This is a genomic window from Marinobacter sp. (assembly GCF_044799475.1).
Taxonomy (GTDB): Bacteria; Pseudomonadota; Gammaproteobacteria; order Pseudomonadales; family Oleiphilaceae; genus Marinobacter.
Genome location: NZ_CP085217.1, coordinates 875,537 through 889,747, shown reverse-complemented (window position 1 = coordinate 889,747; position 14,211 = coordinate 875,537). Strand labels below are relative to the sequence as shown.

Below are 14,211 nucleotides of genomic sequence, written 5' to 3'. Positions count from 1 at the left end.
CTGAGACTCAACTGAAGAACAGGAAGACAGGTTCATGTGCGGGATAGTAGGTGCAGTATCGGAAAGGGAAGTCCAGGGTATTCTTCTGGAAGGCCTTCGCAGGCTGGAGTATCGCGGTTATGACTCCGCGGGCATGGCGGTTATGGGCCCGGATGGCTCCATCACCCGGGCCCGGGAGCTGGGCAAGGTTGCGGCCCTGGGCGCGATGATCGAAAATGCGCCCCCAAAAGGTACCGTGGGCATTGCCCATACCCGGTGGGCCACTCACGGTGAGCCGTCACAACTCAACGCCCATCCCCACATGTCCGGCGATCGCCTGGCCCTGGTCCACAATGGCATTATCGAGAACTACCAGGAGCTGCGGGAGGAACTGCGGGCTGAAGGCTTCGACTTCACCTCCCAGACCGACACCGAAGTGGTGGCCCATCTTGTCGCGCAGATCTATCGCGGCACGGGCGATCTGACCTCCGCCGTAAAGCAGGCCACGGGCCGTCTTCGGGGCGCCTACGCTCTGGCGGTGATGCATGCTGATGAGCCGGATCACCTGGTAGTCTGTCGCGAAGGCAGCCCCCTGGTAATCGGCGTTGGTATTGGTGAGAATTTCATTGCATCGGATCAGTTGGCCCTGTTGCCGGTCACCGACCGCTTCATGTTCCTGGATGAAGGGGATATCGCAGAAATCCGCAGGGACAGGGTCACTATCTGGGACCGGGACGACACACCTGTGGAGCGTCAGGTCAGCCGTTTTGAACATGCTGCCGACGCTGCAGACAAAGGCGCTTACCGGCATTTCATGCTCAAGGAAATCTACGAGCAGCCCAAGGTGATCCGGGCCACCATGGACGGCCGCATTACCGCCACCCGCGTCCTGGAAGCGGCCCTGGGAACCCAGGCAGGCAAGCTTCTGGAAAACGTCGGCCATGTTCAGATTATTGCCTGTGGCACCAGTTATCATGCCGGCATGGTAGCCCGTTACTGGATTGAAGAGCTCGCAGGGGTGCCCTGTTCAGTGGAGGTTGCCTCCGAATTCCGGTACCGCAAGCATGTGATCCAGCCAGATACCCTGTTTCTGTGTATCTCCCAGTCGGGCGAAACCGCCGATACCCTGGCTGCCCTGCGTCAGGCGAAAAAAGCTGGCTTCCGTGCGGCCATGGCCATCTGCAACGTTGCCGGCAGTTCCCTGGTGCGGGAATCCGACCTGGTGATCATGACCCAGGCCGGCCCGGAAATTGGCGTCGCCTCCACCAAGGCGTTCACCACCCAGCTTACTGCCCTGCTGATGTTCACCATTGCACTGGCCCGGCAGAATGGCCTGACCTCTGACCGGGAAGCCGAGCTGGTAGCCGCCCTGCGGGCCCTGCCCGAACAGGTGGAAGCTGCGCTGGCACTGGATTCTGCCATTGCCGAGCTCAGCCAGGCATTCGTGGACAAGAACCACACCCTGTTCCTTGGCCGGGGTTCACTTTATCCGGTGGCAATGGAGGGGGCACTCAAGCTCAAGGAAATCTCCTACATCCACGCCGAGGCCTACCCGGCCGGTGAGCTCAAGCATGGGCCTCTGGCCCTGGTGGACAGCGAGATGCCGGTGGTCACTGTTGCTCCCAACAACGAACTGCTGGAAAAGCTGAAGTCCAACCTTGAAGAGGTCCGGGCCAGAGGCGGTGAACTGTTCGTGTTTGCCGATGGCGAGTCAGCCCTGAAATCCGAGACGGGCATCCATGTGATGCAGATCCCGGAGGTTCATCCCATCACGGCACCCATTGTCTACACCATCCCCCTGCAACTGCTGTCCTACCATGTGGCGGTGCTCAAGGGTACAGACGTGGACCAGCCGAGGAATCTGGCCAAGAGCGTGACGGTGGAATAGGGCTGTGCTGGAGGACACGAATCCCGGTGATGGATCCTGAACCCTGAACCCTGAACCCTGAACCCTGCATTCCGGCGTTCAGTCGTTCACATCAGTGAAAATGCCGGTTTTGATGGAGCAGGTTATTTGCTATTGTGCTAAGCAGACTGGTCTTAACTCCAAACCAGACGTGTCAGCGGGAGAGACTGTATCGCACGGAAGTGTGATCGGCGCCGAAGGAGCAACTGCCCCGGAAACTCTCAGGCAAAAGGACCGCTGACACGAAGACTTTCCGAAGAGCTGCCGACGACCGCGTCAGTTGGCACACCGAAGGAGCAAGCGGCCGTTTTCACTGAAACGGCGCGTGAATCTCTCAGGTCCAGATACGGAAGGGGTGCTTTCTGCCATTTTGGGCAGCAGGTTACCCTGAGCGCATCTGGAGACTGTCATGACAACTGCTATGAAACGAGTCGCCGTTATAGGCGGCGGTATCACCGGTATCACCACAGCCTACACCCTGGCCAAACGCGGCCTGGATGTCACCGTTTACGAAAAACACCGCTATGCGGCGATGGAAACTTCCTTTGCCAACGGTGGTCAGTTGTCGGCTTCCAATGCCGAGGTCTGGAACAACTGGCAGACCATCATCAAGGGCATGAAGTGGATGTTCCGCAGTGATGCGCCGCTACTGGTCAACCCGAAGCCGTCCTGGCACAAGCTGAGCTGGTTTGCCGAATTCATCGCCGCCATCCCCCAGTACGAGAAAAACACCACCGAAACGGCCCGCCTGGCGATTGCTGCCCGGGATCACCTGTTTGCCTGGGCAAAAGAGGAAGGGATTGATTTCGACCTGAAAGAGCAGGGCATCCTGCATATCTATCGGGACAAGGCCGGTTTTGACCACGCCGCCAACGTCTCGAAACTGCTGGCCGCCGGAGGCCTCGATCGTCGGCCCGTTACCCCTGATGAAATGCGGGCAATCGAACCCACACTGGCAGGCAGCTATTACGGTGGCTTTTTCACCGAGAGCGACTCAACCGGTGATATCCACAAGTTCACCAGTGGTCTGGCGGACGCGATCCAGCGCCTCGGCGTCAAAACCTGCTACGGGCACTCAGTCACTGATCTCAGCGCCGACCGGTCCAGTGCCTCGGTAACGTCCTACGACGGTGAACAGCAGATCCGTGAAACCTATGATGGCGTGGTGATCTGTGCCGGTGTTGGTAGTCGCGCGCTGGCTGCGAAGCTGGGTGACCGGGTCAATATTTACCCGGTCAAGGGCTATTCCATTACGGTTGAGCTGGACGATGCGGCCTCCCGGGAAGCGGCGCCGACCGTCAGCCTGCTGGACGATGCCACCAAGATCGTAACCAGCCGGCTGGGGGATGACCGTTTCCGTGTCGCGGGTACGGCTGAATTCAGTGGTTATAATCGCGACATCCGGGATGACCGGATTCAGCCACTCACACGGTGGGTAGAGCAGTGTTTTCCGGGGATCTGTACCCGACGGGTCGTGCCCTGGGCGGGATTGCGTCCCATGCTGCCCAACATGATGCCTCGGGTCGGTCCGGGTCGGCTGCCTACGGTGTTCTATAACACCGGTCATGGTCATCTGGGCTGGACGCTTTCGCCGATTACCGCTGAGTTGCTGGCTGATGCCGTGGAGACAGCGTCGTCCGGGCAAACCGTGAGCGCACTCGGCTAGTTTCGGACTGTGGTGCGCCCCCTCTGGCCCGAAAGGTGTAACTCTTCCGGGTAATATACCGCCCCAGCCCTGACAGGTAACATCAGCAGCTGAAAATCCGCCGCGCGGTATAGTGACGCGGCCGATCAACTCTTCAGCTTCTGAGCCACCTTTTCATGCCTGTTACTGTCATGGGCGGCTTTGCCGCCAATTTTCTGGGTAACGCCCCCGTCTGGTACAAACAGACAATCCTGCTATTTCTCCTGGTTAATCCGATACTTCTCTGGGCCATCGGGCCGGTCTTTACCGGCTGGCTACTGGTTGGCGAGTTCATTTTTACCCTCGCCATGGCTCTCAAATGCTACCCCCTGCAGCCGGGCGGACTGATTGCAGTGGAAGCGTTGCTGATCGGCATGACCACCCCCGAGGCGCTTTACCACGAAGTGCTGACGAATCTTCCGGTGATCCTGCTGTTGATGTTCATGGTGGCCGGTATTTACTTCATGAAAGAGCTGCTGCTGGTGACCTTTACCCGGATTCTGGTGGGAGTGCGGTCAAAATCGGCGCTGTCGCTGCTTTTCTGCTCCGTGGCTGCCCTGCTATCGGCTTTTCTGGATGCGCTGACGGTCACAGCAGTCATTATCAGCGTGGCGGTGGGCTTCTACTCGGTCTATCACCGGGTTGCCTCCGGCAAGGGCTATCATCAGGCTGACCACAATACGGCCAGTGATGACTCGGTGATCGAGCTGCACCGCAGCGACCTCCAGAACTTCCGCGCCTTTTTGCGCAGTCTCCTGATGCATGGGGCAGTAGGCACTGCGCTGGGCGGGGTGGCGACCATGGTGGGCGAGCCCCAGAATCTGCTGATCGCGAAAGTGGTGGGATGGGATTTCGCCGGCTTCTTCACCCATATGCTGCCAGTGAGCCTGCCGGTCCTCGTGGCCGGTCTGGTCACCTGCTGGCTGCTGGAAAAGCTTCGCTGGTTCGGTTACGGCGCCAGGCTGCCAAAACCGGTGCGACGGGTGCTGGAGGAGTTCGCTGATGGGGAGCGTAGCAAACGCACAGCCTCCGACCGGGCGGCGCTCTGGATTCAGGCCCTGGCCGCCGTCGTGCTGGTCACCGGCCTGGCCATGCATCTGGCGGAGGTTGGTCTGATCGGCCTGCTGGTCATTATCCTGATCACCTCTTTTACCGGAATCACCGATGAACACCAGATCGGCAAGGCCTTTCAGGAAGCCCTGCCTTTTACTTCACTGCTGGTGGTGTTTTTCGCCATTGTGGCAGTCATCCACGAACAGCACCTGTTCACTCCCATTATCGACTTTGTTCTTGCCCAGCCCATCCATCAGCAGCCGGGGATGTTCTTCCTCGCCAATGGTGTGCTGTCGATGATCAGCGACAATGTGTTCGTGGCGACGGTTTACATCAGCGAGATAAAGCAGGCGCTGGAGGCGGGAACCATTGATCAGGCTCATTTTGAACGGCTGGCAGTGGCGATCAATACCGGCACCAATCTGCCAAGTGTCGCCACTCCGAACGGCCAGGCCGCCTTTCTGTTTCTGCTCACCTCCACCATTGCGCCGCTTGTCCGGCTGTCTTACGGAAGGATGGTGGTCATGGCGGTGCCCTACACTCTGGTACTGGGCTCGGTCGGGCTCTTCTGTGTGATCAATTTCATCTGAGCGGGTGCCCTGCGTGGCTCTGCGGCCCGCTGGAACACCTGTGCGGCAGTCGCAACCGACCCGTAACAGACCCGGCAGATGCCGTGATGAATTGTCCGCACTGGCTCACTGACCGGACGGGTCAGAGGTATGCGTGCCAGGATATTGAAACTTTCATCAGCAATGGCAAGATGAACCCGGCCAATACGGGTGGTCCCTTCCATTATGCCAGCTGCCGCCAGGTCGGCGGCGCCCAGCCACCAGTCAGAACTGTTATGCATTTTCATTCCAGCCACTCCCGCAGTTGCTGATATACCCTGGGATGCCGGGTCAGCCCGATATGGTTAATGCCTGGAAAACAGGCATAACCGGCCAGCTCCCATCCTTTCTGTTCCCCGCCCCTGGCGCTGTTTTCCTGGACGAGGGCATCCCCGAACATGAGATTAACCGGATTCTCCTTCTGCCGTGCCAGCAGGCCGGAGATAGCGAAATGTCTGGCATTCGCCAGCAGGGGAGGCTGTTCGCCCTCCTGTTGAAGTATGTCGCCCCGGCTGAGGTTGCGAATACCGGCGCTACGAAGATCGAGGACCTCGCCAATGACTTTGAGATAGTCACGGGTCTGCTTCCGCATGCGCCCTGCGGTTCCGTGCGCCAGCGTGGCCAGCCAGGAACCGTCGTGGGGACAGCCAAGATAAACGCAGCTGTCTACCCGCTCAGTCCACTCATGGCCTGCCGCTTCAGCAAAATGACAGGCACTTCGGATCAGCAACCCGCCCATGCTATGACCAATCAATACCACTTTTTCCACTGGCACCGGCCAGTGCTCTATCAGTGTTTCCAGGGTCCTGGCCAGGTCCTCGCCATTGCGGTGGATCGGGCGCCCCGAGTTGTACCTCAGGCTGAGAGGCGTGGCTCCCAGAAACTCCGAGAGCAAAGTGCCGTAATGCACACCCGGCAGGCCAGGAAAATCCCAGATGGACTCGAGTTCTGTGAGTCCGTGCACCATAATAACGATCGTTTGCCTGGCCTGGTCTGGCCCGGGCTGAGCTGGATTTACCGGAGTGCCCTCATGCAGCACCTGCATTTCAATGGCCAGTGGGTTGGCTCTGTGTTCGAGCCAGTCTCCAAGAAACCCGTTGAGAATGGCCGAGGTATAATCCTGCCAGCCGACCGGATTCCGCTGTTGCATGCTCATGGTATAAGTCCTTTCGAATGTGCGCCCAGTCTAAGCCTGTGACCTTTGCTGCCATTGGCCCGGAATGGAGCCCGGACGGTCGATGGAACCAATTCCATTCAACGGCCGTCTTAGGGGTATGGATGAAGTTGCCCCGTAAGGGAGCATTCCCACCCAGGGGCCAGGCCCGGAATCAGGACAAAACAAGGATCTCCCTGCCATGTCGTCGGCAACGAAAGCATCAACTGTCACCACTGCCAGCAGAGTACACCTTCTGTGGTGCGGCTCTCTACTGGTTCTGACTGTGCTCTTCTGCAGCGCAGCTCTGGGATCGGAAAATACCGCCAAAGCGCTTGAGATTGGCTACGTTGAGTTTCCGCCTTTCCAGTACCAGGATGACAGCGGCAGGCCAGCCGGTTCGGTGGTGGAGCTTACGCGACAGGTGGCGCAAGAGGCAGGTTACAGCGTTGATTTCGTTTCGATACCCGTCGGGAGGGTCTACCTTTACCTCAAAAACGGTGGAATCGACGCCTGGCTTGGCGTGACCGATGTCCCCAGCCTGGCGGGGTCAGTCATTGAAAGCGATGCCAGCCCCATGGCGGTTGAGCTCAGTGCCTGGTTTTTTGATGGAATCCCGGCTTTCAGATCCCTGGATGATCTCCGGGGACGGACAGTAATACTTCTTGGTGGCTATACCTACGGTGGTCTGCTGGAGCAGCTTGAGAAAGATGGCCAGGTCCGCATCTACGAAGCTCCGAATCATCAGGCCGCCCTTCAGATGCTGGCAAAGGGTCGGGGCGACTATCTGCTGGATTACCGCCAGCCCATTGAAGAGATTCTTGCAGACTCGCCCATTGAGGGTCTGCGCAGCGCCGCTGTCAGAAAGCGCAATACCGCCTGGGTGTTCTCCCTGAAGGCGCCAAACCCCATGGAAGCCAGGGCAGCGTTCGATTCCGCCTACCTGCGTCTTGCCCTGCGCAACGAATTGCCGGAATTTGCGAGGCATCCGGGTGCTCTTATTCGCCCTCGGTTGGTAGATTCGGCCAACGGCAGTCAGCCGGCTTCGGCCAATTAAATTCCACCCTGTCAGACTTTGATGTGCTTGCTCACGGCGCTGGCAAAAGCTGGATGTCCCCATACCAGGCCGTCGCGGATTCCCCGGTATTGTCGGAGTCCGACATGATGCCGATGCCGACAATGGTGGGTGGCTCCTCACCGAAGGCCTCCCGGTAATCTTCCAGAACATTTCGCTCGACAGTCACCCATTCCCCCGTCTGATCGGAACCGGAATCTACTGCCACCATCATTGTTTTGTCGCTAAAAGGATTGACCGCCATGGTGCCGGCTTCCAGCCTGCTGGCCCAGATGTAATTCAGGGCATTACCGGGCAGCTGTGCATCGAACAGAGCTTCCACCGCCTTGCGCTTCATACGCTCAAAAAATCCCGCCTTCTCCGGCTCGAATTCGAAGGCCACATAGATTCTGGCAGGGTAGTCATCGCCGTTTTTTCGCCTGGCATTGCCCTTTTCATATACGTTGCTGACCTTCCAGCGCCACCGCAGAATCGGCCGCTCGGCCGGATCCACGCGGATCATGGTGATCATCCCCGAGGCACTGTCAGCGGTTTCTGCCTTTACCACCTGCTTCCCGTCCAGGGTCATCAGCTCGTAGCGGGTGTGGCTTTCAATGTCGGGGAAATTCAGCGGCTCCCACCCTTCTTCAAGAGAGTCGATCTTCGAGAACTCCGGCACTGGTTCGGCCATCAGCAGTGGTGAGACCAGCAACAGAATCATGAGGGCAAAGCGGGCAATCAGTGTCATTACAGCCTCCCTGGTGCGTGCAGAATATCCCCTGGCGGGCTGGCCAGACCAGCCTTGCTCCTTGAAGAATTCGCGTATATAGTGCCTTTGTCCCTGGTTAGATACCAGATGTAGTTAAAGTTCTGAGGCGGGCCTTCGTCCGCATCAGGCACAGGTATCGGGAATCCGGTGAGAATCCGGAACTGACGCGCAGCGGTATTGGAGAACGAGCGTAGCACAAAGACACTGGCCAAAAGCCGGGAAGTCGTTACGCAAGGCCGGGCATCTGCCCATGCTCCTGAGTCCGAAGACCTGCCAGGGACCAGTAACTGCACCTTCGCGGCACAGGTGAGCAGAGTGGGTTTCGTTTTTTTGCCACGGAATCCACGGAAGAACACGGAAAAAGAAAATTTCAGACACGGACGACACGGACAGACACGGACGAAAAGCCGACAAAAGTTCTTTAGCTTTTTATTTTTTGTCCGTGTTAGTCCGTGAGTGTCTGTGGCCAATGTTTGTCCTGTCTTTTCTTTTTCCGTGTTCTTCCGTGGATTCCGTGGCCAAAACAACCCATCTCCTGCCAGCGCGAAGGTCAGTCCGATCAACGCGTTTAAAGGAGAACACCATGTCGACAGCCCTCGCCGAGGCCCGCCGGACAGACACCTCATCCCTTCAGGTCATCAAACGCAACGGTACTCTGGTGGATTTTGATCCTGCCAGGATCAGTACTGCGGTCACCCGGGCATTTCTCGCCGTCGAAGGAGACCGCGCTGCCGGCTCCGCCCGGATCCACGACAGCGTCCGCAGGGTCACCGACCAGGTGGTGCAGGCGGTCAGCCGGCGCCTCAACGCCGGCGGTAAGGTCCATATCGAAGACCTGCAGGACCAGGCGGAGCTGGCCCTGATGCGGGCGGAGGAGCACAAGGTTGCCCGGGCCTATGTGCTCTACCGTGAGGCCCACGCCGAGGAGCGGGCGCGCCTCGCACCGGTGGAATCCCATCCCACCCTGAGAGTGACCGAAACCGGCGGTCAGGTCGCACCCCTGGATCTGGGCCTGATGAAATACCAGGTGGAGCAGGCCTGTGCGGACCTGGAAGGCGTCGATGCCGGCAGCCTGGTGGAAGACACTCTGCGCAACCTCTATGACGGGATCCCGGAAAAGGACGTGCTTTCCGCTCTGATCATGACGGCCCGCGGGCGCATCGAGATGGAGCCGGATTACAGTGCCGTCACCGCCCGGCTGCTGCTGGAACAGCTGAAGCTGGAAACCAGCCAGGCGCTTGAGCTGCCCCTGCATGAGCCACTGGCAGAGCTCTATCCCCGGGCCCTGGCCAGCTACATCGAAGCTGGCATCCGCCATGAGCTGCTCGACCCGGCGCTGGCGGAATTTGATCTGACCAGGCTGGGTAATGCCCTCAAACCCGCGCGGGACATGCAGTTTGGCTTTCTCGGCCTGCAGACCCTCTACGACCGCTATTTCATTCACTGGAACGACCAGCGCCTGGAACTGCCCCAGGTGTTCTTCATGCGGGTTGCCATGGGCCTGGCGCTGAAAGAAGACGACCCCGACAACCGCGCCATCGAGTTCTACAACCTGCTGTCGTCCTTTGACTACATGGCTTCAACACCCACCCTGTTCAACAGTGGTACCCGGCATTCCCAGCTTTCGTCCTGCTACCTCACCACGGTGAGCGACGATCTGGGCAGCATCTACGAGTCGGTGCGAGACAACGCCCTGCTCTCCAAGTGGGCCGGCGGTCTGGGCAACGACTGGACACCGGTCAGAGCCATGGGCGCCCACATCAAGGGCACCAATGGCAGGAGCCAGGGCGTGGTGCCCTTCCTCAAGGTGGTCAATGACACAGCGGTTGCGGTGAACCAGGGCGGCAAACGCAAGGGCGCCGTCTGTGCCTACCTGGAAACCTGGCACCTGGATATCGAGGAATTTCTGGAGCTCCGCAAGAACACCGGCGACGAGCGCCGCCGCACCCATGACATGAACACGGCCAACTGGGTGCCGGACCTTCTCATGGAGCGCATGCGGAATGGCCGGGAGTGGACCCTGTTCTCCCCCAACGACACGCCGGACCTGCACGACCTCTACGGCAATGAATTCCGTACCCGCTACGAAGAGTACGAAGCGATGGCGGCCAGGGGCGAAATCACCCTGTTCAAAACCATCTCCGCCAAGCAGCTCTGGCGCAAGATGCTCACGGTGCTGTTCGAAACCGGCCATCCCTGGATCACTTTCAAGGACCCCTGCAACCTGCGTTCGCCCCAGCAGCATCAGGGTGTGGTGCACTCTTCCAACCTGTGTACTGAAATCACCCTCAATACCAGCGAGGAAGAGATCGCTGTCTGCAATCTGGGCTCCATCAACCTGGCCGCCCATGTCCACAACGGCGAGCTGGATGTCGGGCAGCTGGAAGCCACCATCAACACCGCCGTGCGCATGCTCGACAACGTCATCGACATCAATTATTACGCGGTGCCCCAGGCCCGGGAATCCAACCTCAGGCACCGGCCTGTGGGTCTTGGCCTGATGGGTTTCCAGGATGCCCTGTACAAGCTGCAGCTGCCCTATGCCTGTGCCGAGGCGGTGGAATTCGCCGACGTCACCATGGAGCAGATCAGCTATCTGGCCATCCGGGCATCCGCCAGGCTGGCGGCAGAACGGGGAGCCTATCCCACCTGGGAGGGGTCTCTCTGGAGCCAGGGCATTCTGCCGATCGACTCCATCGCCAATCTGCAGGCGGCACGGAAAGAAGGCGACCTGAGCCTGAATACCGAAAGCCGCCTGGACTGGAGTCAGGTGAGGGAACTGGTGCGCCAGCACGGCATGCGCAACTCGAATCTCATGGCCATCGCTCCCACTGCCACCATCTCCAACATTGTGGGGGTCTCCCAGTCCATCGAGCCGGCCTATCAGAACCTCTTCGTCAAATCCAATCTCTCCGGCGAGTTCACTGTGGTCAATCCGTCCCTGGTCCGTGACCTCAAAGCGGAAGGGCTCTGGGACAACGTGATGGTCAGCGACCTCAAATACTTCGACGGTTCCGTCCAGCAGATAGGCCGGGTCTCCGACCACATCAAGGCCCGCTATGCCACAGCCTTTGAGATCGACTCCCGCTGGCTGGTTGAAGCGGCCGCCCGGCGCCAGAAGTGGCTGGATCAGGCCCAGAGCCTGAACCTCTACATGGCCGAAGCCAGCGGTAAAAAGCTTGATGCGCTGTATCAGCTGGCCTGGGAGCGGGGACTCAAAACGACCTATTACCTTCGCTCTCTGGGGGCGACAGGGGCGGAAAAATCCGTGCCGGTGGCGGCTCCGGCGCCTCAGGTGTGTTCGATTGACGAGCCCGACTGTGAGGCCTGTCAGTAGAAATCGTTTAGGCCGCGGAATCCGCGGAAGGAAAAGACAAAAACCTGAATTAGCCACGGAAACCACGGAAGGACACGGAAAAAATGATTTGAGAGAGACAAAACGCTGAATAGCTCATCTTTTTTTTCTCTTTTCTTCCGTGGTTTCCGTGGATTCCGTGGCAAACAAATCCTTGAGGAGAACCCCCATGCTTGACTGGGAAGACGAACCAGAGCTTCAGACCACCCCCCCCGCCGGTCCGGCGCCGATAAACATAGACGACAAACGGGTCGTTAATGGCACCACGGACATCAATCAGCTGGCGCCCTTCAAGTATCCCTGGGCCTGGGAATACTTCATGAACGCCAACAAAAACCACTGGACGCCCCTGGACGTCAACATGTCCCAGGACATCCACGACTACCATCACCGGCTGTCCGCTCCGGAAAAACATGTTTACGAAAACGTTCTGGCCTACCTCACCACCTCCGACATCCTTGCCATGCGCAACATTGGCCTGGCGGTGATGGAGAAAATGAGCGCTCCGGAGCTGCAAATCTACCAGGCCAGACAGGTCTACGAAGAAGCCATGCACACCTGGGCATACCAGCACTGCATAGAAACCCTCAACCTCGACCAGAGTGAGATCTACAACCGCTACCGGGTAGTGCCCGAGATAAACGGCAAGATCCAGCTCGCCAACCGCCGCCTCGATGCCGCCATGCGCCCCGGCATGAACCTGCGGAACCATGACGACCTGCAGGAATTTGTCATGTCCTACCTGTTCTTCGCAGCGGTGTTCGAGGGAACCTGGTTCTACAACGGCTTCAGTCCCATCTTTGCCCTGCAGCGCCGTGGCCTGATGCGTGGCACCGGCGAACAGCTGCAGTACATCCTCCGGGACGAAGCCATGCATTTCTCTTTTGGCCTGAAAGTGGTCAACCAGATCCTTGAGGAGGAAAACATCATCCTCGACCCCAGAGCCGTGAAGGACATGTGGCTGGAATCCGAGGCCGCCGAAAAAGCCTACGCTGGCTTCATCCTCCGGGATCCGATTCTGGGGTATTCCGCGGAATACCACACCGAGCAGTTCCGCTTCGTCGGCAATCGCAGGGCCCGGACGGTGGGAATGGAAGAGCCATTTCCGGGAGCGAAGAATGTCTCTCCCTGGCTTGATGAACAGGCGACCATGAGGAAGGAGAAGAACTTCTTTGAGACCAGGGTTATCGAATACCAGACCGGGGCGCAGCTGGAATGGTGAGCCACCGGCCGGGACCGTCGTCCCGGGCCTGTGGAAATCTGGGGAGGGCCCAGATCAGGTCAGTCCCTGGTTCATTCACGCCCGTTGTCCGGCAGGCTTTTTCCATCGCGGACACTGTGCAGCTGGATATCAAAAGGCCGGCTGACATCCCCCGCATAGAGGGTGCGGTGGGGAAAGGGAATCTCTATGCCCTGGGCGTCAAAAGCTTTCTTGATTCTCCGCAGGAACTCCCTTCCGATTTCCCATTGTTTGATGGGTACCGTTTTTAACCGGCCCTTGATGATGACCGAGGAGTCCCCGAACTTGTCCACTCCGAACAGTTCTGGCTGTTCATCCAGCATGAAACGGCCGAAGGCCGGATCGCCTTTCATTTCCCGCCCCACCTGGTTGATTATCTCCACCACCCGGTCGGTGTCTTCCTTGTAGGCCACGCCCAGATCAAAAACATAGGCAGACCATTCGCGGGTCATGTTGGACAGGGTGGTAACGGTGCCATTGGGAAACACATGGACTGTCCCTGACAGGTCCCGTAGGACAATGGTTCTGAAGTTTATCGCTTCAACCAGGCCGCCCGTGCCATTGACCACTGCTACATCGCCAACGCGCACCTGGTTTTCCAGGATGAAGAAAAATCCGGAGATCAGATCCCTCACCAGGTTCTGGGCGCCAAAACCAATGGCAAGACCTATCACCCCGGCTCCCGCCAGTACCGGGGCTATATCCACGCCTATCTGTCTCAGAACGACCAGCGCAACGGTGACCCACAGGAAAAGGTAAGTGCCCTGACGCAGGAGTCTGACCAGTGTGTCGACCCGTTTAGCGGTTTCGGAGGCGGGTTCCCCCTCTATTCGGGTGTGGGCCTCGAGGCGTTTCTGAAGACGATTCAGCCCCCTTTTGATGAGGTGCATTGCGACCCAGGCCGCTATCAGAACCAGCAGAACGCGAAGGCCGGTTCCAATCACGGCGTTCCAGCTGATTGCGGAAAAGAAACTGATTATGGCGTCCATTTCATGCTCCTGAGAATCGGTCCTGATTCTGTCACTGAATCCGGGTGTTCCGGCGACTGCAGACATTCATGGGCTCGGCATCCAGATAAAACAATTTATCAGGGGCGTGTCAATGCAGGGACACCACCCCTCGATTCCGGATGCAGATTTTTCTGTTTCGTCGCGTTAACCTCAGTTGGCGGGTTACAGCCTCGACATGGGGGGAAGGATGCCGACCAGACTGGTGCCGGAGTTTAAGGCATATCTCCGACGCAACCTGACAGCAGGTTTTCTGACGTCGCCGTTTCAGGCACCCCTTCGGGTCTGGCGTTTCTGGCCATCGTCATGCTGCTCGGTATCAACTGCGGACACAACTACGTTGTTTCAAAATCCCTCTGGGGGCCGATCCTGATTCACTGGCTTACTGTGGTGGTATGGGTTT

Annotated in this window: 10 protein-coding genes and 2 riboswitches; of the genes, 6 read left to right on the top strand and 4 right to left on the bottom strand. The window is 58.6% G+C overall.

The window, feature by feature from the left end; genetic code table 11:
* Positions 1 to 34 precede the first annotated feature (34 nt).
* From glmS to nhaB, 3 genes are all read left to right on the top strand, one after another.
* Positions 35 to 1,867, top strand: coding sequence for a glutamine--fructose-6-phosphate transaminase (isomerizing) (glmS, locus tag LG327_RS04100; protein WP_404366143.1), 1,833 nt, complete (start codon positions 35 to 37; stop codon positions 1,865 to 1,867).
* Positions 1,868 to 2,033: 166 nt separating this feature from the next.
* Positions 2,034 to 2,132: riboswitch (glycine riboswitch) on the top strand.
* A gap of 174 nt (positions 2,133 to 2,306) precedes the next feature.
* Positions 2,307 to 3,551: a D-amino acid dehydrogenase gene (locus LG327_RS04095; RefSeq protein ID WP_404369206.1), complete on the top strand. Its 1,245-nt coding sequence runs from the start codon at positions 2,307 to 2,309 to the stop codon at positions 3,549 to 3,551.
* Between the two features lie 155 nt (positions 3,552 to 3,706).
* Complete coding sequence (nhaB, locus tag LG327_RS04090) at positions 3,707 to 5,212, top strand: sodium/proton antiporter NhaB (RefSeq protein WP_404366140.1); 1,506 nt, start codon at positions 3,707 to 3,709, stop codon at positions 5,210 to 5,212.
* Here the strand turns inward: nhaB and LG327_RS04085 are convergent.
* Both LG327_RS04085 and LG327_RS04080 read right to left on the bottom strand, forming a co-directional pair.
* Positions 5,158 to 5,478 (bottom strand): hypothetical protein, encoded by a 321-nt coding sequence (locus LG327_RS04085; RefSeq protein WP_404366136.1) that lies wholly within the window; start codon positions 5,476 to 5,478, stop codon positions 5,158 to 5,160. The genes nhaB and LG327_RS04085 overlap by 55 nt on opposite strands.
* Complete coding sequence (locus LG327_RS04080) at positions 5,475 to 6,386, bottom strand: esterase/lipase family protein (protein WP_404366133.1); 912 nt, start codon at positions 6,384 to 6,386, stop codon at positions 5,475 to 5,477. The genes LG327_RS04085 and LG327_RS04080 overlap by 4 nt, the downstream gene beginning before the upstream one ends.
* 199 nt (positions 6,387 to 6,585) lie before the next feature.
* Here LG327_RS04080 and LG327_RS04075 point away from each other — a divergent pair, with 199 nt between their 5' ends.
* Complete coding sequence (locus LG327_RS04075) at positions 6,586 to 7,440, top strand: substrate-binding periplasmic protein (protein ID WP_404366130.1); 855 nt, start codon at positions 6,586 to 6,588, stop codon at positions 7,438 to 7,440.
* Between the two features lie 31 nt (positions 7,441 to 7,471).
* On the opposite strand, the gene LG327_RS04070 is transcribed toward LG327_RS04075, so the two are convergent.
* Positions 7,472 to 8,185 (bottom strand): DUF3047 domain-containing protein, encoded by a 714-nt coding sequence (locus LG327_RS04070; protein WP_404366127.1) that lies wholly within the window; start codon positions 8,183 to 8,185, stop codon positions 7,472 to 7,474.
* Between the two features lie 118 nt (positions 8,186 to 8,303).
* Positions 8,304 to 8,499, top strand: a riboswitch (cobalamin riboswitch).
* A gap of 290 nt (positions 8,500 to 8,789) precedes the next feature.
* Between LG327_RS04070 and LG327_RS04065 the strand changes: the two genes are divergently transcribed.
* A complete protein-coding gene (locus LG327_RS04065; RefSeq protein WP_404366124.1) occupies positions 8,790 to 11,543 on the top strand; it encodes a ribonucleoside-diphosphate reductase subunit alpha in 2,754 nt (917 codons plus the stop codon).
* 187 nt (positions 11,544 to 11,730) lie between these two features.
* Positions 11,731 to 12,783 (top strand): ribonucleotide-diphosphate reductase subunit beta, encoded by a 1,053-nt coding sequence (locus LG327_RS04060; RefSeq protein ID WP_404366121.1) that lies wholly within the window; start codon positions 11,731 to 11,733, stop codon positions 12,781 to 12,783.
* Between the two features lie 71 nt (positions 12,784 to 12,854).
* Here LG327_RS04060 and LG327_RS04055 read toward each other — a convergent pair whose 3' ends face one another.
* A complete protein-coding gene (locus LG327_RS04055; RefSeq protein WP_404366118.1) occupies positions 12,855 to 13,790 on the bottom strand; it encodes a mechanosensitive ion channel family protein in 936 nt (311 codons plus the stop codon).
* Positions 13,791 to 14,211: the final 421 nt, after the last annotated feature.

Bases quoted from the DNA above. Each gene is read 5' to 3' on its own strand.
- glmS (WP_404366143.1), top strand. From the start codon at position 35: ATGTGCGGGATAGTAGGTGCAGTATCGGAAAGGGAAGTCCAGGGTATT.
- LG327_RS04095 (WP_404369206.1), top strand. From the start codon at position 2,307: ATGAAACGAGTCGCCGTTATAGGCGGCGGTATCACCGGTATCACCACA.
- nhaB (WP_404366140.1), top strand. From the start codon at position 3,707: ATGCCTGTTACTGTCATGGGCGGCTTTGCCGCCAATTTTCTGGGTAAC.
- LG327_RS04085 (WP_404366136.1), bottom strand. From the start codon at position 5,478: ATGAAAATGCATAACAGTTCTGACTGGTGGCTGGGCGCCGCCGACCTG.
- LG327_RS04080 (WP_404366133.1), bottom strand. From the start codon at position 6,386: ATGAGCATGCAACAGCGGAATCCGGTCGGCTGGCAGGATTATACCTCG.
- LG327_RS04075 (WP_404366130.1), top strand. From the start codon at position 6,586: ATGTCGTCGGCAACGAAAGCATCAACTGTCACCACTGCCAGCAGAGTA.
- LG327_RS04070 (WP_404366127.1), bottom strand. From the start codon at position 8,185: ATGACACTGATTGCCCGCTTTGCCCTCATGATTCTGTTGCTGGTCTCA.
- LG327_RS04065 (WP_404366124.1), top strand. From the start codon at position 8,790: ATGTCGACAGCCCTCGCCGAGGCCCGCCGGACAGACACCTCATCCCTT.
- LG327_RS04060 (WP_404366121.1), top strand. From the start codon at position 11,731: ATGCTTGACTGGGAAGACGAACCAGAGCTTCAGACCACCCCCCCCGCC.
- LG327_RS04055 (WP_404366118.1), bottom strand. From the start codon at position 13,790: ATGGACGCCATAATCAGTTTCTTTTCCGCAATCAGCTGGAACGCCGTG.